Source organism: Duganella levis (assembly GCF_009857605.1).
In the GTDB taxonomy this organism is placed as follows: Bacteria; Pseudomonadota; Gammaproteobacteria; order Burkholderiales; family Burkholderiaceae_D; genus Rugamonas; species Rugamonas levis.
The window spans coordinates 206,220-225,214 of the sequence record NZ_WWCT01000005.1; the positions used below are offsets into that span (position 1 = coordinate 206,220).

Annotated in this window: 22 protein-coding genes; 6 read left to right on the forward strand and 16 right to left on the reverse strand. The window is 63.0% G+C overall.

Annotation, left to right across the window (positions count from 1 at the left end; translation table 11 throughout):
- Positions 1–73: 73 nt before the first annotated feature.
- Genes GTP69_RS09005 through leuS form a run of 7 tightly spaced genes read right to left on the reverse strand, consistent with a single transcriptional unit; the run spans position 74 to position 7,948 of the window.
- Positions 74–1,276 (reverse strand): THUMP domain-containing class I SAM-dependent RNA methyltransferase, encoded by a 1,203-nt coding sequence (locus GTP69_RS09005; RefSeq protein WP_371867865.1) that lies wholly within the window; start codon positions 1,274–1,276, stop codon positions 74–76.
- A 58-nt stretch (positions 1,277–1,334) separates the two neighbouring features.
- The gene (locus tag GTP69_RS09010) at positions 1,335–1,937 is read right to left on the reverse strand and encodes a 2-hydroxychromene-2-carboxylate isomerase (RefSeq protein ID WP_161054559.1); all 603 of its coding nucleotides are present in this window, start codon (positions 1,935–1,937) and stop codon (positions 1,335–1,337) included.
- A gap of 10 nt (positions 1,938–1,947) precedes the next feature.
- Entirely contained in the window at positions 1,948–2,370 is a 423-nt protein-coding gene (locus GTP69_RS09015; protein WP_161054560.1) for a CopD family protein, read from the reverse strand.
- A gap of 9 nt (positions 2,371–2,379) precedes the next feature.
- A complete protein-coding gene (locus GTP69_RS09020) occupies positions 2,380–3,645 on the reverse strand; it encodes a glutamate-5-semialdehyde dehydrogenase (RefSeq protein WP_161054561.1) in 1,266 nt (421 codons plus the stop codon).
- A gap of 17 nt (positions 3,646–3,662) precedes the next feature.
- The gene (gene holA, locus GTP69_RS09025) at positions 3,663–4,679 is read right to left on the reverse strand and encodes a DNA polymerase III subunit delta (protein ID WP_161054562.1); all 1,017 of its coding nucleotides are present in this window, start codon (positions 4,677–4,679) and stop codon (positions 3,663–3,665) included.
- 9 nt (positions 4,680–4,688) lie between these two features.
- Positions 4,689–5,318, reverse strand: a complete 630-nt coding sequence (locus GTP69_RS09030; RefSeq protein WP_161054563.1) for an LPS-assembly lipoprotein LptE — start codon at positions 5,316–5,318, stop codon at positions 4,689–4,691.
- Positions 5,319–5,326: 8 nt separating this feature from the next.
- Entirely contained in the window at positions 5,327–7,948 is a 2,622-nt protein-coding gene (gene leuS / locus GTP69_RS09035) for a leucine--tRNA ligase (RefSeq protein WP_161054564.1), read from the reverse strand.
- A 216-nt stretch (positions 7,949–8,164) separates the two neighbouring features.
- Here leuS and GTP69_RS09040 point away from each other — a divergent pair, with 216 nt between their 5' ends.
- Genes GTP69_RS09040 through map form a run of 3 tightly spaced genes read left to right on the forward strand, consistent with a single transcriptional unit; the run spans position 8,165 to position 10,222 of the window.
- Positions 8,165–8,938 (forward strand): helix-turn-helix transcriptional regulator, encoded by a 774-nt coding sequence (locus GTP69_RS09040; protein WP_161054565.1) that lies wholly within the window; start codon positions 8,165–8,167, stop codon positions 8,936–8,938.
- A gap of 37 nt (positions 8,939–8,975) precedes the next feature.
- Positions 8,976–9,341 carry a VOC family protein gene (locus GTP69_RS09045; protein ID WP_161054566.1) on the forward strand — a complete coding sequence of 122 codons (366 nt, stop codon included), beginning with the start codon at positions 8,976–8,978 and terminating at the stop codon, positions 9,339–9,341.
- Between the two features lie 44 nt (positions 9,342–9,385).
- Positions 9,386–10,222, forward strand: coding sequence for a type I methionyl aminopeptidase (gene map / locus GTP69_RS09050; protein WP_161054567.1), 837 nt, complete (start codon positions 9,386–9,388; stop codon positions 10,220–10,222).
- On the opposite strand, the gene GTP69_RS09055 is transcribed toward map, so the two are convergent.
- From GTP69_RS09055 to GTP69_RS09075, 5 genes are read right to left on the reverse strand one after another with little or no spacing between them, the layout of a single operon-like run.
- The gene (locus GTP69_RS09055; protein WP_110845495.1) at positions 10,209–10,535 is read right to left on the reverse strand and encodes a barstar family protein; all 327 of its coding nucleotides are present in this window, start codon (positions 10,533–10,535) and stop codon (positions 10,209–10,211) included. The two genes, map and GTP69_RS09055, sit on opposite strands and share 14 nt — an antisense overlap.
- On the reverse strand, positions 10,535–10,963 hold the full coding sequence (locus tag GTP69_RS09060; RefSeq protein ID WP_161054568.1) for an ExbD/TolR family protein: 429 nt from the start codon (positions 10,961–10,963) through the stop codon (positions 10,535–10,537). The genes GTP69_RS09055 and GTP69_RS09060 overlap by 1 nt, the downstream gene beginning before the upstream one ends.
- A gap of 12 nt (positions 10,964–10,975) precedes the next feature.
- Positions 10,976–11,641 (reverse strand): MotA/TolQ/ExbB proton channel family protein, encoded by a 666-nt coding sequence (locus GTP69_RS09065; RefSeq protein ID WP_161054569.1) that lies wholly within the window; start codon positions 11,639–11,641, stop codon positions 10,976–10,978.
- Positions 11,638–12,444 (reverse strand): 4-hydroxy-tetrahydrodipicolinate reductase, encoded by an 807-nt coding sequence (dapB, locus tag GTP69_RS09070; RefSeq protein ID WP_161054570.1) that lies wholly within the window; start codon positions 12,442–12,444, stop codon positions 11,638–11,640. The genes GTP69_RS09065 and dapB overlap by 4 nt, the downstream gene beginning before the upstream one ends.
- A 13-nt stretch (positions 12,445–12,457) precedes the next feature.
- The gene (locus tag GTP69_RS09075; RefSeq protein WP_161054571.1) at positions 12,458–13,102 is read right to left on the reverse strand and encodes an outer membrane protein assembly factor BamE; all 645 of its coding nucleotides are present in this window, start codon (positions 13,100–13,102) and stop codon (positions 12,458–12,460) included.
- A 182-nt stretch (positions 13,103–13,284) separates the two neighbouring features.
- Here GTP69_RS09075 and fur point away from each other — a divergent pair, with 182 nt between their 5' ends.
- The gene (gene fur / locus GTP69_RS09080; RefSeq protein ID WP_161054572.1) at positions 13,285–13,716 is read left to right on the forward strand and encodes a ferric iron uptake transcriptional regulator; all 432 of its coding nucleotides are present in this window, start codon (positions 13,285–13,287) and stop codon (positions 13,714–13,716) included.
- Here fur and hrcA read toward each other — a convergent pair.
- The gene (gene hrcA / locus GTP69_RS09085) at positions 13,713–14,729 is read right to left on the reverse strand and encodes a heat-inducible transcriptional repressor HrcA (protein ID WP_161054573.1); all 1,017 of its coding nucleotides are present in this window, start codon (positions 14,727–14,729) and stop codon (positions 13,713–13,715) included. The two genes, fur and hrcA, sit on opposite strands and share 4 nt — an antisense overlap.
- A 37-nt stretch (positions 14,730–14,766) precedes the next feature.
- Positions 14,767–15,483, reverse strand: coding sequence for an HAD family hydrolase (locus GTP69_RS09090; protein ID WP_161054574.1), 717 nt, complete (start codon positions 15,481–15,483; stop codon positions 14,767–14,769).
- A 176-nt stretch (positions 15,484–15,659) separates the two neighbouring features.
- On the opposite strand from GTP69_RS09090, the gene GTP69_RS09095 reads away from it, so the two are divergent.
- Entirely contained in the window at positions 15,660–16,268 is a 609-nt protein-coding gene (locus GTP69_RS09095; RefSeq protein ID WP_161054575.1) for a hypothetical protein, read from the forward strand.
- 31 nt (positions 16,269–16,299) lie between these two features.
- A complete protein-coding gene (locus GTP69_RS09100) occupies positions 16,300–16,932 on the forward strand; it encodes a hypothetical protein (protein WP_161054576.1) in 633 nt (210 codons plus the stop codon).
- Positions 16,933–17,128: 196 nt separating this feature from the next.
- Here GTP69_RS09100 and rsmA read toward each other — a convergent pair whose 3' ends face one another.
- A complete protein-coding gene (gene rsmA, locus GTP69_RS09105; RefSeq protein WP_161054577.1) occupies positions 17,129–17,908 on the reverse strand; it encodes a 16S rRNA (adenine(1518)-N(6)/adenine(1519)-N(6))-dimethyltransferase RsmA in 780 nt (259 codons plus the stop codon).
- Complete coding sequence (pdxA, locus tag GTP69_RS09110; protein ID WP_161054578.1) at positions 17,905–18,984, reverse strand: 4-hydroxythreonine-4-phosphate dehydrogenase PdxA; 1,080 nt, start codon at positions 18,982–18,984, stop codon at positions 17,905–17,907. Before pdxA ends, rsmA begins: the two co-directional genes overlap by 4 nt.
- Positions 18,985–18,995: the final 11 nt, after the last annotated feature.

Genomic DNA, 18,995 nt, shown 5'->3' on the forward strand with positions numbered 1-18,995 from the left:
GCACCCCAAAACGGTCCGCCGCCGCCGGGGTCTGACCCCGTACGGGGTCAGACCCCTCTGTGGCCCTGCGGGGTTAGGCTTCTTTTGGTTTGGCGGCGTCGCGGCGGTTAAAGCCGGCCACCATATCGAAGCGGAACAAACGGCATTCCAGCGCGCCGTTGAAGAACGGCGTCTTGCGCGATTCTTTCAAGCGCAGCAGCTTCGGCACGCCCAGATCCGCCGTGAACAGATACACCGTCCAACCAGCAAAGCGCTGCTTCAGCGTGCTGCTGAAATCCGCGTAGAAGCTGTTAGCCAGTTCATCCTGCGGCAAGGTGCTGTCACCGCGCACGCCGATACGTTCGCCGTACGGAGGATTGGTCAGCAAAATACCCGGCACCGAAGTCGGCGCCTGCACCTGCTGCGCTTCGATCTGCTTCATCGGCACATCAAACAGAATGCCGGCGCTGCGCAGATTGTGACGCGCCATCTCCACCATATCGCCCGAGATATCGGAACCGAAGATGGTCGGCTCGGACGGCAGAGGATTCGGCTTGATGGCCGCCTTCATGTCCTGCCATACCTTGGCGTCGAAGTCGTGGAACTTCTCGAACGCGAAACGGCGACGCGCGCCTGGTGGCACGCCCTGCACCATCTGCGCCGCTTCGCACAGGATGGTGCCGGAACCGCACATTGGGTCGAACAGCGGCATGCCCGGCTTCCAGCCCGCCACGCGCAGCAGGCCGGCGGCCAGGTTTTCGCGCAGCGGCGCGTCGCCGGTCTCGGTACGCCAGCCGCGTTTGAACAGCGCCTCGCCCGACGTATCCAGGTAAATGATGAACTGGCGCGCATCGAGGAAGCCGAAGATCCGCATATCCGGTTCCTTGGTATCCACCGAAGGACGCTTGTTGTACTGGTCGCGAAAACGGTCGCAGACCGCATCCTTGATCTTCAGCGTGGTGAATTCCAGGCTTTTCAGCGGCGACTTGACGGCGGTGACGTCCACGCGGATGGTGTGGTCGTAGCTGAACCACTCTTCCCACGGCTGCGCCAACACCAGATCGTAGATATCGTTCTCGTTCTTGTAGCCGACCACACCCATGCGCATCAGCACGCGCGACGCAATGCGCGAGTGCAGATTCATGAGGTAAGCGTCGGTCAACTCGCCCGAAGCGTGCACGCCGCCCGGGACTTCGTTGTGCACCTTGAGGGTGGTGCTTTGTTGTGCGATTTCGCGCAGTTCTTCGGCTAACGCCGCTTCCATGCCGCGCGGGCATGGGCAAAAGAAGGATGCCATAGGTGTACCTTTTGTCCGTTAAAAAAAATGCGCGCCGCCCACGCGGGCGCGGCGCCGATTACTTCGTTATTGCGCGCTCCAGGAAGTCCAGACGATCCTGGCCCCAGAAGCTTTCGCCTTCCAACACATACCACGGCGATCCGAACACGCTGGCGGCGTTCGCATCGTCCGTATTCCGTTCATACTCGGCCTGCGCACTGGCCGTTTCCGCCGACTTGACCAGCGCCTTGCCATCCAGGTCGCAACCGCCGGCAATCTGCACCAGCGTGGCCTCGTCGCCGATATTCCTGTCTTCCGCCCACAGCGCCCGCATGATGGCGCCGGCCAGCGTCAGGCCGACTTCCGTGCCATGCGCCAGCCGCGCGGCGACGATCATCTTGTTGGCCAGCTCCGGCGACACCGGGAAAAACTGCGGCTGCGTCTTCAGCGGCATACCGAGATACTCCGCCCAGCGCGCCAGCTCCACCAGGCGGTAAGCCTGGCGCTGCGGCGCGCGTTTCGCCAGCGGCAGGCCGCCCGAGACGCCAAACACCTTGCTCAAATCGCAGGGCCGCAAATCCACCTGCACGCCATGTTTCTGCGCCAGCGCGACGAAGCGCTCGTGGCCCAGATACGCCCACGGCGAATGCGCTGCAAAGAAGTACTGACACACTTTGCTCATGATGCTTCCCTTAGAAAGGCTTGACCACCACCAGCAGCACGATGCCCAGCATCAGGAACACCGGCAGCTCATTAAACACCCGGAACCACTTGTGACTGCGTTTATTCTCGCCGCGCTCGAAGCGCTTCAGGATGCCGCCGCACATATGGTGATAGCCGATCAGCACCACCACCAGGGTCAGCTTGGCGTGCAGCCAGCCCGGCATGTGCGCGCCGTACGCCAGATAGATCAGGTACGCCCCGAACAGCACTGCAAACACCGACAGCCACAGCGAAAAACGATACAGCTTGCGCGCCATCAGCAGCAGGCGCTCGGTGGTATTGCGGTCGGTCTCCATCGCCAGGTTGACGAAGATGCGCGGCAGGTAGAACACGCCGGCCATCCAGGCGATGACGAAGAAGATATGCAGTGCTTTGATCCAGAGGTACAGCATGAGCGATCCTTATTGTCTAACTTCTCCGTGGCCGAATACCACGTATTTCAGCGAGGTCAGACCTTCCAGGCCGACCGGGCCGCGTGCGTGCAGCTTGTCGTTGGAGATGCCGATCTCCGCCCCCAGGCCGTACTCAAAACCGTCCGCAAAGCGGGTCGAGGCGTTGATCATCACCGACGCCGAATCCACTTCGCGCAGGAAACGCATCGCCGCCGAATGGTCTTCGGTGATGATCGCTTCCGTGTGCTTGGACGAGTAGGCGCTGATGTGGTCCATCGCCTCGTCCATATCCTCTACCACTTTGACCGCCAGAATCGGCGCCAGGTATTCGGTCGACCAATCCTCTTCCGTCGCGTCCACCAGGTGCGGGTAGCCGGCCAGGATGGCTTTCGCTTCCGGATCGGCGCGCAGCTCGACCTCTTTGGTTGCGTACAGCGCGGCCAGTTGCGGCAGCACCGCCGGCGCGATCGAACGCGCCACCAGCAGCGTTTCCATCGTGTTGCAGGTGCCGTAGCGGTGGCACTTGGCGTTGAAGCCGATGTCCACCGCCTTCTTCATATCGGCCTTGCCGTCGATGTAGACGTGGCAGATGCCATCCAGGTGCTTAATCATCGGCACCGTGGCTTCGGCCATCAGGCGCGCGATCAGGCTCTTGCCGCCGCGCGGCACGATCACGTCCACATACTGCGGCATGGTGATCAAGGCGCCGACGGCGGCACGATCGGTGGTGTCCACCACTTGTACGCCGTCAGCCGGCAGGCCTGCGCCTTCCAGGCCTTCCTTGACCAGCTTGGCCAGCGCGCGGTTGCAGTGGATCGCTTCCGAACCGCCGCGCAGAATGGTGGCGTTGCCGCTCTTGATGCACAGGCCGGCCGCATCCACCGTCACGTTCGGGCGCGATTCGTAGATGATGCCGATCACGCCCAGCGGCACCCGCATCTGGCCGACCTGGATGCCGGTCGGACGGAATTTCAGGCCGGAGATTTCACCGATCGGGTCCGGCAGCGCAACGATCTGGCGCAGCCCCTCGATCATGGTGGCGATGGCCTTGTCCGACAGCGCCAGGCGGTCCAGCATCGCTGGTTCCAGGCCGTTGGCGGCGGCGGCGTCCATATCCAGCTGATTGGCGGCGCGCAGTGCGTCGGCGTCGCGTTCAATTGCATCGGCGATCAGCGTCAGCGCGCGGTTGCGCGCAGCGCTGTCGGCACGGGCCATGGCGCGCGATGCCTTGCGCGCCCGCTGGCCCAGTTGTTCCATGTACTGCTTGATGTCCATCGTTGTCTCGTCGGTGGTTAACCGCGCGCGACTTTCAACGCCAGTTGCAGCATCGCGTCCCACGCGTCGCCGGCATACGCTTTCGCGCGCAGGCCCTTGATCATCTTGTCCACTTGCGCTGCATCCTTCATTGCCGCTTCCAGCGTCGGCAGCGACAGGCGGCGCAGCGCCGGGTCCATCATGCGTTCCTTCGGTCCCCAGATGCGATGCTCCTTCAGCAGCGCACCCAAAGGCCGGCCCTGCGCCATGCCCGCCTTCAGCTTGAGCAGCGTGCGGATTTCCTCCGACACCGCCCACAGCACCAGCGGCAGCGCTTCGCCCTCGCCTTTCAGGCCGTCCAGCATGCGGATCAATCGCGCCGGATCGCCCACCAGCATCGCCTCACTAAGCTTGAACACATCGTAGCGCGCCACATTCAGCACCGCTTCGTGTATCTGCTCGTAGGTCAGCTTGCCCGGCTCGTGCAGCAAGGCCAGTTTTTGAATCTCCTGATGGGCCGCAAGCAGATTGCCTTCCACGCGATCGGCGATGAAATCGATGCTCTGCCGGTCCGCGCTTTGCCCTTGTTGAGCAAGGCGCTGGCCTATCCAATTGGGCAACTGCGCCCGTTCCACCTGCGGGATGTCGATATACACCGCCGCCTGTTGCAGACTGGCGACCCAGGCCGCCTTCTGCGTCTGCCAGTCCAGCTTTGGCAGCGTGATCAAAGTCAGGTTGTCCGGACTCAGATCCTTAACATAATTTTGCAGCGCCGCGCCGCCATCCTTGCCCGGCTTGCCGGTCGGGATGCGCAGCTCGATCAGCTTCTTGTCACCGAACAGCGACAAGGCCTGATTGGCCGCCAGCAGCTCGCCCCACTTGAAGCTGCGCTCCACGGTCAGCACGTCGCGCTCGGAATAGCCTTGCGCGCGCGCGGTCTTGCGGATCTTGTCCGCAGCCTCCAGCGCCAGCAGATGCTCGTCGCTGGTGATGACATACAGCTGCGACAGCGATTTGCTCAAATGGCCGTCCAGCGCCTCCAACCGTAATTGCATGCGGCGCCTTTATTGAATCGGCACGGCCGGCGGAATCGTCGACGGCTGGCCCGATGGCTGGATGCCGGCCGGCAGCGGCGTCGGCGCCTGCGGCGGCAGCGACATGCCCGAGGTCTTGACGGCGGCGATGCGGCGCATCATCTGCTGTACCAGGTCGGTCTGCATGTCCTTGTACAGCAAGGCTTCTTCCTGCTCCTTGGCCAGCAGCTGGGTTTCGTTAAAGTCGATCGGCCGGGTCAGCGTGATGTTGGTTGGCGCCAGCAGCTCCTTGCCCTGCTTGTCGAGGACGCGGAACAGGATGCTGTAGGTCAGCAGGTACTGTCGCACCCGGCCGTTGCTGTTCAGGGACAGAATGGTCTTGGTCTTGGTTTTCTCAGGATTGCTCAAGACCTCGACCACGCCATCGGCATCCTTGGCGCTGGCGACCACCGTGGTGCCGCCGTTGGCGCGGATATTGCGCTTCAGATCAATCGCCAATGGCGACGACTCCGGCAGTCCCACATAAATCGTCGGGAACGGCAGCGTGTAATGGCCGCTGTCGCCGCGCAGGTGGAAACCGCAGGCCGTCACCGTCAACGATGCGGCCAGCACGGCGGCATACAGCGCGCCGCGACGGAAAAACTTCAGAGTAGTCGCCATAGTTCTCTTTACACTACGATGTTAACCAGCTTGCCCGGCACCACGATGATCTTCTTCGGCGTGCCCTCGATGAACTTCTGTACCGCTTCGTTGGCCAGTGCGGCGGCTTCAATGGATGCCTTGTCGGCGCCCTTGGCCACCACCACGCTGCCACGCAGCTTGCCGTTCACCTGGATCATCATCTCGATTTCCGATTGTTCCAGCGCGGCCGGATCAACCTGCGGCCAGGCCGCGTCGAGGATATCACCAGCGTAGCCCAGTTCTTTCCACAGCACGTGGGTGATGTGCGGCGCCACTGGGTTCAGCAGGCGCAGGAAGATCGCATAGCCTTCCGACAGCACGGCCGCTTCCACGTCCTTGGCCGATTCCAGCGTGTTCAGCATCTTCATGCAGGCCGACACCACGGTGTTGTACTGGATGCGTTTGACGTCGTAGTCAGCCTGCTGCAGCACCTTGTGCACTTCGCGGCGCAGGGTCTTGCCGGCGTCCGACGTCGCGGCGGCAACCAGTGGCGCGCCAGCGGCAGCGATGGCTTCACGCTGTGCGTAGCCGAAGTTCCATACGCGCTTCAGGAAGCGGTTGGCGCCTTCCACGCCGCTGCCCGACCATTCCAGCGTTTGTTCTGGCGGCGAAGCGAACATGGTGAACAGACGCGCGGTGTCGGCGCCGTATTGTTCGATCTGCGCTTGCGGGTCGATGCCGTTGTTCTTCGACTTCGACATTTTCTCGGTGCCGCCGATTTGCACTGGCTGGCCGTCATCCTTCAGCAGCGCGCCTTGCGGGCGGCCCTTGTCGTCCACGGTCAGATCAACGTCGGCTGGATTGAACCAGGTCTTCTTGCCGGCGGCGTCTTCGCGGTAGTAGGTCTCGTTCAGCACCATGCCCTGGGTCAGCAGGTTGGTGAACGGCTCGTCGAATTTCACCAGGCCGAAGTCGCGCATGACTTTGGTCCAGAAGCGCGCGTACAGCAGGTGCAGCACCGCGTGTTCGATGCCGCCGATGTACTGGTCCATCGGCATCCAGTAATCGTTGCGGGCATCGACCATGGCGTCGTTCGAGCCTGGCGAGGTATAGCGCATGTAGTACCACGACGAATCGACGAAGGTATCCATGGTGTCGGTTTCGCGGCGCGCAGGCTTGCCGCACTGCGGGCAGTCGCACTGGAGGAAGGCTTCGTACTTGTTCAGCGGGTTGCCGCTGCCATCTGGGACGCAGTCTTCCGGCAGCACTACCGGCAGGTCTTTTTCCGGCACCGGCACCGAGCCACAATCGGCGCAGTTGATCATCGGGATCGGCGTGCCCCAGTAGCGCTGGCGCGAGATGCCCCAGTCGCGCAGGCGGAAGGTGATCTTCTTCTCGCCCAGGCCAAGAGCGGCCATGTCCGCGGCCACTGCGTCCACGGCTTCGGCGTAGCGCAGGCCGTCGTACTTGCCGGAGTTGGTGACGATCGAAATTTCTTTGTCGCCGTACCATTCCTGCCAGGCTTCGGTCGAGAATTCCTGGCCTTCAGCCTTGATGACTTGCTTGATCGGCAGGTTGTATTTTTTGGCGAACGCGAAATCGCGCTCGTCGTGCGCCGGCACGCCCATCACTGCGCCGTCGCCGTAGGTCATCAGCACGTAGTTGCCGACCCAGACTTCGACTTTGTCGCCGGTGATCGGATGGGTGACGAACAGGCCGGTCGGCATGCCCTTCTTCTCCATCGTCGCCATGTCGGCTTCAATCACCGAGCCCAGTTTGCACTCGGCATTGAAGGCAGCCAGTTCCGGATTGGTCTGCGCGGCCAGCACGGCCAGCGGATGCTCGGCAGCGACGGCGCAGAAGGTCACGCCCATCACGGTGTCCGGACGGGTGGTGAACACGTACATCTTGCCGTCGCCGATCAGGGCGCCGTCGGCGTCCTTGATCTCGTGCGGGAAGGCGAAGCGCACGCCGGTCGATTTGCCGATCCAGTTCGACTGCATGATGCGCACGCGCTCAGGCCAGCCTGGCAGCTTGTCGTCGACATAGCCCAGCAGCTCATCGGCGTAATCGGTGATGCGCGCGTAGTACATCGGGATCTCGCGCTTCTCGATCACCGCGCCCGAGCGCCAGCCCTTGCCGTCGATAACCTGCTCGTTGGCCAGCACGGTCTGGTCGATCGGATCCCAGTTCACGGTACCGGTCTTTTTGTAGATGATGCCTTTTTCCAGCATCTTCAGGAACATCCACTGGTTCCACTTGTAGTATTCCGGCTTGCACGCGGTCATTTCGCGCGACCAGTCGATGGCCAGGCCCATCAGCTCCATTTGCGAGCGCATGTGGGCGATGTTCGAATAGGTCCATTGCGCCGGTGGCACGTTGTTGGCCATCGCCGCATTCTCGGCCGGCATGCCGAAGGCGTCCCAGCCCATCGGCATCAGCACGTTGTAGCCGTTCATGCGCAGATAGCGGTACATCACGTCATTGATCGTATAGTTGCGGACGTGGCCCATGTGCAGCTTGCCCGATGGGTAAGGCAGCATCGAGCAGGCGTAGTATTTACCTTTCGGGAAGCGCGGGTCGTGTTCGACGGCCTTATAGGCATCGATCGCCTTCCAGTGGGATTGGGCGGCTTTTTCTACGTCAGCGGGACTATATTTATCTTGCATGATGGTGTACGGCCAATTAGTGAATATGAACCGGACATTATACCTTGAGGCCGAGTGTTTCACGCACCGATGCAGGGGTGAAGGCCGGCTGATTCTATAAAATATGCCTGCGCGTGCTTTACCCCTCAAGCGGCGAGTCGCCGTCGGGGTCTGACCCCGTACGGGGTCAGACCCCTTTGTGGCCCTGCGGGGTTGGAGAAAGGATAATAATCTGCCATGTTTTATCGCGAATATGTACCCCATCCAGCGCTGGCGGCGCATGTGGAATGCGTGTGGGCGGCGCGGGCGCCGGCTTCGGCGCATACGCACCGGGTGTTGCCGGACAATTGTGTGGATATTCTGTGGCAGGACGGCGGCCAGCAGGGATTTGCAGTGGGGATGATGTCGTCGTCGATCTTCGTCGCCAGCGCGCGGCCGGTGCTGACGTTGGCGGTGCGCTTCAAGCCGGGCATGGCGGGCGTGTTCCTGGCCGCGCCATTGCAGGCGCTGACAGATCAGCGCGCCGATATCGATTTGCTGTGGGGCCGCAGCGATGCCGACCGGCTGGCCGATGCGCTGTGGACCGACGAGGAGCCGGAGCGCGCGCGGCTGGCGCTCATCGAGCAGGAGTTGTTGCGGCGGCTGCGAGCTGGCCAAGCCGATACGATGCGGCCGGCCGGTACGCTGGCGCTGGTGCAGCGGGCGGTAGCGGCGCTCGACGGTAGCCGCGGCGCCTTGCGCGTCGAACAACTGGCGGCCGGGCTGGGCGTGTCGCGCCAGCATCTGGCGGCGCAGTTCCGCCAGCATGTCGGCCTGTCGCCCAAGCTGTTTGCGCGGATCTGCCGCTTCCGCCACGCCACCGCCGCCCTCAAGACCACCTCATCGCCCGACTGGGCGCAACTGGCGCTGGAATGCGGCTACTTCGACCAATCCCACCTGATCCACGATTTTCAGGAACTGGCGGCCACCACGCCCGAACGATTCCATTTTTCCAATCGCCCTTCCGCCTGATGTGCCAAGATGATGTTTTTATCAACGGGAGACACTCATGATTAACGGATTACGCACCGTCGCCTACCCGGTGGCGGACCTGGCCGCCGCCAAGGACTGGTACACCAAGGTCTTCGGCGCCGCGCCCTATTTCGACCAGCCGTTCTACGTCGGCTTCAACATCGGCGGCTTTGAGCTGGGCCTGATCCCGGACGGCACACCCGGCACCACCGGCAGCACCATCTACTGGGGTGTCGACGATATCGAAGCGGAAGTCACCCGCATCAGCGCGCTCGGCGCCACCATCCACGGCGCCATCCAGGACGTCGGCGAGAGCATCCGGACGGTGGAACTGGCCGACCCGTTCGGCAACATCCTGGGGCTGATCTACAACCCCCGCTTCGATTTGACAGCGGTGCGCTAGCGATTGTGGGAAAATACTGCCTCTGCAAATAAAGAGGTCGCCCCATGTCCCGCCGCAACGCCAATCTCATCAAAACGCCTGAGCAAATGGTCCAGGCCCGCGTCGCCGCCCAACTGGCGGCCGACGTGCTGACCATGATCGCCCCCCACGTCAAGCCAGGCGTGACCACGGCCTACCTCGACCAGCTGTGCAACGACTACATCGTCAACGTGCAGCAGGCGATTCCGGCCAACGTCGGCTACGGCGGCTTCCCGGCCACCGTGTGCAGCTCGGTCAACCACGTGGTGTGCCACGGCATTCCGTCGGCCGAACAGGTGCTGAAGGATGGCGACATCATCAACATCGACGTCGCCGTCATCAAGGATGGCTGGCACGGCGACACCAGCCGCATGTACTACGTCGGCGAACCGTCGAAGCCAACCCGCAAGCTGGTGGAGACCACCTACGCCGCCATGTGGGCCGGCATCCGCGCCGTCAAGCCGAAAGCGACGCTGGGCGATGTCGGCTTTGCGATCCAGACCGTAGCCGAAAAGGCCGGCTACAGCGTGGTGCTGGATTACTGCGGCCACGGCATCGGCATGGTCTACCACGAAGATCCGCAGGTGACGCACTACGGCCGTCCCGGCCAGGGCATGGTGCTCAAGCCAGGCATGCTGTTCACCATCGAGCCGATGATCAATGCCGGCAAGGCGGCGACGAAGGAATTGAGCGACGGCTGGACCGTCGAGACGCGCGATAAATCGCTGTCGGCGCAATGGGAACACATGGTGCACGTGACCGAAACCGGCTTCGAGGTGCTGACGCTAGCGCCCGGCGAAACCGGCGCCAAGTCGCAGATCCCGAACGCCGTGCCGGCTGGCGTAGAAATCAGCGCAGAGTAAGTTTCAGGGCCGGCTTTTCGCCGTAGTCTTCATAGCGCTCGTTGAGGCCGGCCACGCAGTACGTCAATTCTTCCAGAATATCGGGCACGGCGGCCTGCATGGCCGGCGCGTCCTTGATGACGATTTCCAGCACTTCATTCGGCTTCAGGCGGAACTTGCTCATGCCGTCTTCATCGCGCAGGTAGCTCAGGCAATCGACCCACGCATCCATGGTGTTGCCATAGGTGTCGGGGAAGCCCATCGCAGCCTTGCAGGCGGCGTGGAAGCTGGGGAAATCGGTGATGGCTGCGCCATTCAGTTCTGCGGTTGCCATTATTTTTTCTCTTTCTTGGGATCGGTGACGAAGCCCAATTTTGTTAGTCCATTGCTCTGCGCGGCGGCCATCACTTGCGCCACGATTTCGTAGCGGGTGTCCTTGTCGGCGCGCAGTTGCAGTTCCGGTTGCGGGTCCAGCTTGGCCGCATTGACGAAGCGCGCGTCCAGTGCGGCCTGGTCGACCGGATCGTTATTCCAGAATATCTTGCCCTTGCCGTCGATCGACAGCGTGACCGTGGCCGCCGGCGCCGACGGCGTGGCAGGCGCTTGCGCCTTCGGCAGTTCCAGCTGCACCGAGCCGGTGAACATCGGCGCGGCCAGGATGAAAATCACCAGCAGCACCAGCATCACGTCCACCATCGGCGTGACGTTGATGTCAGCCATCGGGCCCGGATTGCGATGATGGTTGAAGGAGCCGAAGGCCATGAGCTTGTGTGCTTACTTGGTCAGGTAGGCGTGCAGGTCGTGCGCAAACGCGTCCAGCTCGGCCAGCGTCAGTCGGTTGACGCGGTTGAAGCCGTTGTAAGCCAGCACGGCGGGAATCGCCACAGTCAGGCCGATCGCGGTCATCACCAGCGCCTCGCCCACCGGGCCGGCCACTTTATCGATCTGCACCGAACCGTGCGACGACACATTGGCCAGCGCATGGTAAATCCCCCACACCGTGCCCAGCAGGCCGACAAACGGCGCGGTGGCGCCGATCGACGCCAGCAGGGTCAAGCCGCCTTCCAGCCGGTTGGTCGAGCGCTGGATGGCGCCGCGCAGCACCCGCGTGACTTGCGCCGCGCGGTCCATCTCGCCGCCCAGCGACGGACGGTCGGACGCGCGCAGCTGCGTTGCGCCCTGCTCTGCCAGCGGCAGGAAAATCTTTTCGGGATCGGCCAGCGTCAATGCGGACACGCCGTCCTGCATGGTCGGCGCATCCCAGAAGCTGTGCACCGCCGGCGCGCTGCGGCGGATGCGGTAGGCCGCATAGGCCTTGGCCAGGATGAAGAACCAGCTGATCAGCGACATCGCCAGCAGCACAAACGCTACCGCGTGGCTGATGGCGTCGCCTTGCTCCCAGAAACGGGACAGGGTGAATTCGCTGGCGGCCGGGTTCATTTGTCTTTCAGGCCCAGCACGTCGTACATGTCGAACAGGCCGGTCGGCTTGTCGGCCAGGTAGCGGCAGGCGCGCAGCGCGCCGTGCGCGTAGGTCACGCGGCTGCTGGATTTGTGGCTGATTTCGATGCGTTCGCCAATGCCGGCAAACAGGACGGTGTGGTCGCCGACGATGTCGCCGCCGCGGATGGTGGCGAAGCCGATCGACGATGGGTCGCGCTCGCCGGTCACGCCTTCGCGCGCGTAGACGGCGCAGTCTTTCAGGTCGCGGCCCAGCGCATCGGCGATCACTTCGCCCATTTTCAGCGCGGTGCCGGACGGGGCGTCAACCTTGAAGCGGTGGTGGGCTTCGACGATTTCGATGTCGTAGCCGGTCGACAGCGCCTTGGCGGCCTGCTCCAGCAGCTTCATGGTGACGTTGACGCCGACCGAGAAGTTAGGCGCGAACACGATGGCGGTTTTCTTGGCTGCGGCGGCAATCGCCGCTTTGCCGGCGTCGTCGAAACCGGTGGTGCCGATCACCAGCTTGATGCCGTGTTCGGCGCAGTATTTCACATGCTCCAGCGTCGCTTCCGGACGGGTGAAGTCGATCAGGAATTGCGCGCCGGCCAGGCCTTTGTCGAAGGCCGATTCCACCGCCACGCCGGACGGCGTGCCGAGGAAGGCGGCGGCATCGGCCTGCTCGTTGCCGGCCCGGCCCAGCGCGCCGGACAGGCGGGCGTCGTCGGCGTTCTGCACGGCTTCAATCAGGATGCGGCCCATACGGCCGCCGGCGCCGGCGATGGCGATGTTCATCTGGGTCATGCTGAAATCCTTGTTATTTCTTGTCGTTGCCAATCGTCACGCCCACTGGCGCCGCAGCGGCCGGATTGTCGGTGCCGGACGGCAGCGGTGCCGCCGGCGCCGGCTTGGCCAGCACGGCTTCGTCCGCCGCTTCCTTCTTGGCGCTGCGGACTGGTCCGGCGATGCGGGCGATGTATTCTTTTTCGGTCGGCAGGTTGCCGCCTTCCCAGCGCTCGACCTTGTTGTCTTTGTCGAAGAACACGATCACGCGGCTGGTGGTGATTTCGCCGTTGCCGCGCGACAGACGGAAGGCGTAGTCCCAGCGGTTGCCGTGGAACGGATCGGTCAGCAGCGCGGTGCCGAAGATGAAACGGACCTGGTCCTGCGTCATGCCGACTTTCAACTGCGACAACATTTCTTCCGACACAAAGTTACCCTGTTGAATATCCGGGCGGTACGGAGAGAAGAACCACATGAAGCGCTGCAGCTTGGTGGTGGTGGTGGTTTGCGCGCCTTTGCTGGCGTCCAGCGTCGGGGCAGCGTCTTGAACCTCGGTGGATTTCTCGCCCAGGGTGGTTTTGGTCGCGCAGCCGCCCAGCGCCAGCGCCACGCATGCAGCGGTGGCGATAGGAGTGAAACGGTGCAACAAAGACTGCGAAAAAGCCTGGGTGACGCGCATAAATGTCCTCAATCTGGTCGAGCGTAAGTGCCGAAAAACGCTATATCATAAAGCACTCGCTGCGGGATGGGGCATTATCCGCCAAAACAAGTGCAAATCTTTGTAAATGCAAAATTCCGGACGGCCCCGGAGTGCGTTAAACTAGCGGCTAGCTATCGCCAACCACATTAAGAGTCTCGACCATGGGTAACAATCCGACCGATCTGAAGGCCAGCGGCCTCAAAGCCACGCTGCCACGCATCAAAATCCTGGATATTTTCCAGAATAGCGAAGTGCGCCACCTGACCGCCGAGGATGTGTACAAAATCCTGCTGGCTGACAATATGGATGTGGGCCTGGCCACCGTCTACCGTGTGCTGACCCAGTTTGAGCAGGCTGGCTTGCTCAACCGCAACCACTTTGAAAGCGGCAAGGCGATTTTCGAGCTGAACGCCGGCTCGCACCACGATCACCTGGTGTGCCTGGACTGCGGCCATGTGGAAGAGTTTTACGACGAGGCGATTGAAGACCGCCAGCACGCCATCGCCGTCGAGCGCGGCTTCAAGATTGCCGAGCATGCGCTGGCGATCTACGGCAACTGCACCAAGACCGCCTGCCCGCACCGCCCAGCCTAACTGTGGCTCAAGGCATTCGACAGTAATTTCGCGGTGATATCGACAATCGGTATCACCCGCTCGTAGGCCATGCGGGTTGGGCCGATCACGCCCAGCGTGCCGACGATCTTGCCGTTGGCGGTGTAGGGCGCGGTGACCACGCTCATGTCGTCCATCGGCACCAGGCTCGATTCGCCGCCGATATAAATCTGCACGCCGCTGGCCTTGGCCGACACGTCCAGCAACTGCATCAAGCCGGTCTTCTGCTCGAACATATCGAACATCTGCCGCAGCGACGTCATATTCGACGACAAATCGCTGACCGACAGCAGGTTGCGCTCGCCCGAGATGACCATGTCGTCCGAATCATCCTTCATCGCCTCGCTGCCGGCTTCCACCGCCACCTGCATCAGGCGGCCCATGTCGTCGCGCAGCTGCCGCACCTCGTTCTGCAGACGCGCATGCACCTCGTCAAACGCCAGCCCGCCGTAATTCTGGTTGATGTAATTGGCCGACTGCACCAGCTGCGCCGGGCTGTAGTCGACATCGGTCAGCAGCAGGCGGTTCTGCACGTCGCCATTCGGCGCCACGATCACCAGCAAAATGCGCTTCTCGCCCAGGCGCAGGAATTCGATCTGCTGGAACACCGACTCGCGGCGCGGACTCAGCACCACGCCGGCAAACTGCGACAGCGACGACAGCATCTGCGCCGCATTGGTGATCATCTTCTGCGGCTGCGGCGACTGCAGACGCAGCGGCGCCCCCATGCTTTGCTCGTCGAGCTGCTGCACGGTCAACAAGGTGTCGACAAAGATGCGGTAGCCGCGCGGCGTCGGCACCCGGCCGGCCGAGGTGTGCGGGCTGGCCACATAGCCCAGTTCCTCCAGGTCCGCCATGATGTTGCGGATGGTGGCCGGCGACAGGTCCAGTCCGGAGATCTTGGACAGCGCGCGTGAGCCCACTGGCTGGCCGTCCGCGATATAGCGTTCTACCAGGGCCTTGAGCAGGGTTTGGGCGCGTGTGTCGAGTTGCATGCTGGGTTTCAGTGATTACAGGTAAGAGTTGTGCCTATTATGCACGGCTATGCTGCATCTGCCCATGAATCCAGGCCAGCAGCTCGTCAAACGTGGCGCAAATGGCGTCCGGCGTAACACCCGCCTCCAGATGGGCCTGGCTGCCGTGACGGTTCATCCACACTGCGCGCAGGCCGGCCGCTTGCGCGCCCTGCACGTCCAGCCGCAGGTCGTCGCCGACGTAGACCGCATCCTGCGGCGCCACCCCCATCGCCGCGCAGGCCGTGTGGAAGATGCCGGGATCGGGCTTGGCGCGGCCGAACTGCGAGGACGACAGCGTGTACTCGAAATGGTGGTCCATGCCGATCACTTCAAGGTCGGCGTTGCCGTTGGTGATCACGCCCAGCCGCAGCATGCCCTGCAACAGCGGCAGCGCCGGCAGCACGTCGGCGTACGGCACCACGATGTTGCGCTGGGTGGCGAAATGCTGCATCGAGCCTTCGATATGGGCCTGGTCCTCGCCGGTTTCGGCAAACACCTCGGCCAGCGCCTCGCGTCGCAGCTGGTACAGGTCGGCCACCAGCTCCGGCCGGCGTTCCAGCAGCGCCATGCGGCGCACCCGCAGCTCGGCCACACTGAAGGCCTGGGCCACGCGCGGCGCATGCTCGGCCAGCCAGGCGTGCCAGCTGACTTCGGCCGCCAGAATGACCGGGCCGATCGGCCACAGGGTATCGTCCAGATCGAACAGCAGGGCTAACGGGCGGCGTGGCGTCATGATGGCTAGGGAAAATGGCAAACACGCATATTGTAAGGCCAGCCGCCGGGGACACACGCTGTTACATCCATTTGCATGGGCTGTATTACCAAATGCACTAAAATACGCCGCACAAGTGTAATATGCTGCCTCCCGTGCGTGCTGCCGGTCCCTATTCGTTTTGGAGAGAGAGTTTTATGAAAAGTTCGTTTCTGCGTGCGGGTTTCGCCCTGCTGTGTGCCGTTATCCTGAGCTCGTGCGGCGGCAATAATGGCAGCCTGGCACTGTCCGGTACCATCACCTATGTCCCGACCACCGCCACCATCACCGGCCTGTCGCTGGTCAATAATGGCAATGGCGAAAAAGTCACCATCGACGCCGGCGCCACCAGCTTCATTTTCACCAAACTGCTGGCCGTTGACGAAAAATTTGACGTTGAAGTGGTCGCCCCCGGCCCGACCAACGCGAGCTGTGTTGCCGCTTCCAACAGCGGCAACGCCAGCGTCTATACCGTCTATTACGTCACCATCACCTGTACCGCCAATCAGAGGGTGCTGGGCGGCACCGTCAAGGGCCTGACCACCACCGGACTCGTACTGGCCAACGGTTCCGACACCACCGCCGTGCTACCGGCCGGCGGCGCCGACGTCAAGTTCACCTTCCCGACCAAGGTCGGCAACAGCTCCCAATATGGCGTGACCGTGCTGACCCAGCCAACCGGCCAGACCTGCACCGTCGATTCGACGCTGAATCCTGGCATCATGCCGGACGCCGACCAGCTGGGCCTGGGTGTTACCTGCAAATAAGCTGCCGCCGTTCTAATCTTTGGAGAAATACATGAAATTTTCGTTAGTACGCGCCGTTGCGGCGCTGGCCGTGGTGGCCACCATCGCCGCTTGCGGCGGCAAGCAGCAGTTTACAGTGCAAGGCTCGGTCAGCAACCTGAACAACAGCGGCCTGATCCTGGGCAACGGCGGCGAGCAGTTGAGCGTGCCGTCGGGCGCCACCAGCTTCGCCTTCACCAAGCAGATCAGCTATGGCACCGATTACAACATCACCGTCATCAAGAATGCTGACCACATGACGTGCTCGGTTGGCGGCGCCACTGGTTCGGCCGGCTACAACATCGCCATCCAGGCGGTGGTGACCTGTACCCAGAACAGCTACTCGCTGGGCGGCCAGTACAGCGGCATCACCCCGGCAGCCGATGGCACCGCGCGCACCGTGACCCTGCTGAACGGCTCGACCGGCGGCACCGCGATCCTGAGCAGCGGCATCGCCGCCACCTCGACCACCACCAGCACGCTGACCCCGAGCGGCGACTTCAGCTTTGGCACCTTTGTGGCCGACGGCCAGGCTTACGGCGTGACCATCGTGCCACCAACCAACGGTCTGACCTGCACGCTGACCAACGGCACCGGTGTCATGCACGATGCCGCAGTCACCAACATGGTGGTGACCTGCCAGTAACATAAAGAAAACTGCGGGAAAACTGCGCCGCTGAACGGCGGCGCAGGGCAAGGCGGGGAGATATGCGATATCAGAATAATTGATATTCGGAAAATAAAGTGGCGTGATATGGCGCAACGCACCATACTGCACTTGTCTCCTCCACTTCTTGCAAAGGAATTGGATTTAAGCCCGCTAGCTTTAGCGGGCTTTTTTTTTACTTCAGCAGATTCGCCAGGGCGACGTACTGGGCCAGGCCCACGGTTTCCGGGCGGTCGGTCGGCTTGATGCCGGCTTCGATGATCTGCTCTTCGGTGAACATGCCGGCCAGGCAGTTGCGGATCACCTTGCGGCGCTGCGAGAAGGCTTTCAGCACCACGGCCTCCAGCGTCGGGCCGTCGCAAGCCAGCGGATTCGCGACCGGGATCATGCGCACGATGGCCGACTCCACGCGCGGCGGCGGATCGAACGCCTCCGGCGGCACCACGAACAGCAGCGACATGTCATAGCGCCATTGCAGCATCACCGACAGCCGGCCGTAGACCTTGCTGCCGGGCGGCGCCACCATGCGCTCCACCACCTCTTTTTGCAGCATGAAGTGCTGGTCCTGCACCAGCGGCGCAAAGGTCGCCAGGTGGAACAGCAGCGGGCTGGAGATGTTGTACGGCAGATTGCCGACGATGCGCAGCTTCTTGCCCTCGGCCGCACCTTGCACCGGGATGGCGCTGAAGTCGAACTTCAGGGCGTCGCCCGAATGCACCGTCAGCTTGTTGCGCGGGTAGGCTTTTTCCAGGCGCGTCACCAGGTCGCGGTCCAGCTCGACCACATGCATGTGCTTGAGCGTGCGCAGCAGCTGGTCGGTCATGGCGGCCAGGCCAGGGCCGATTTCCACCATGGTGTCGTCGACGTGTGGATCGATGGCCTCGGTAATACTGCCCAGCACGTGTTTGTCATGCAGGAAGTTCTGGCCGAAGCGTTTGCGGGCTACGTGTTTCATATTTTATTGTCCAAAGAATGATTTGCCATGGCGAGCGCCGTGTTGATCGCCTGTTCCATGCTGCCGCAGTCGGCCTTGCCGAAGCCCTGCGCGGCCAGGTCCAGCGCCGTGCCGTGGTCGACCGAGGTGCGGATCAGCGGCAGCCCCAGCGTGATGTTGACGCCGTGGCCGAAGGTGGCGTACTTCAGCACCGGCAAGCCCTGGTCGTGGTACATGGCCATCACGCAGTCGGCGTCTTTCAGGTATTTCGGCTGGAACAGCGTGTCGGCCGGATACGGACCGCGCGCATCGATGCCGCGCGCCTGCGCCGCCGCGATGGCCGGGGTGATGATGTCGATTTCCTCGCGTCCCAGGTAGCCGCCCTCGCCCGCATGCGGGTTCAGGCCGCAGACCAGGATGCGCGGCTGGGCGATGCCGAACTTGGCGCGCAGGTCGGCGTCGATGATGTCCAGGATGCGCGTCAGGCCGTCCTGGCTGAGCGCCGCCGCCACGTCCTTCAGCGGCAGGTGGGTGGTGGCCAGCGCCACCCGCAGTTGCGCGCCGTGCTGCTCGCCTTCAATGGCTTGCGGCCCGGCCAGCATCATGACCACCTGCGGGGTGCCGGTCTGGTCGGCGAAGTATTCGGTATGGCCGGAGAATTTGACGCCGGCGTCGTTGATGGTGCTCTTTTGCAGCGGCGCGGTGACCACCGCCTCGAACCAGCCGGCCTGCACGCCTTCGATGGCGGCGTCCAGCGTGGCCAGCACAGCGCGGCCGTTGTTCTTGTCCAGCTTGCCGGGCACGACATGCGCGTCAAGCGGCACGTCGATCACGGTGAGGCGGTCGGCGCCGAAGTGCGGCAGGCCGCCGTTGCGCACCGCCATCAGCGACAGCGACGACACGCGGATGGCCGGATCGAGATCGGCGGCCGTCATGGCCAGGAAGGCGGCGTCGCCCAGCAGCACGCAATTGACGTCGTGCCGCCGCGCCCACGCCGCGCGCAGCGAGATTTCCGGCCCGATGCCGGCCGGCTCGCCGACCGTCACGGCAATGGCGGGGCGCACTCCCGGGCGCCGTCTGGATGAAGTGGCGCTCATGCGTGCTCCCC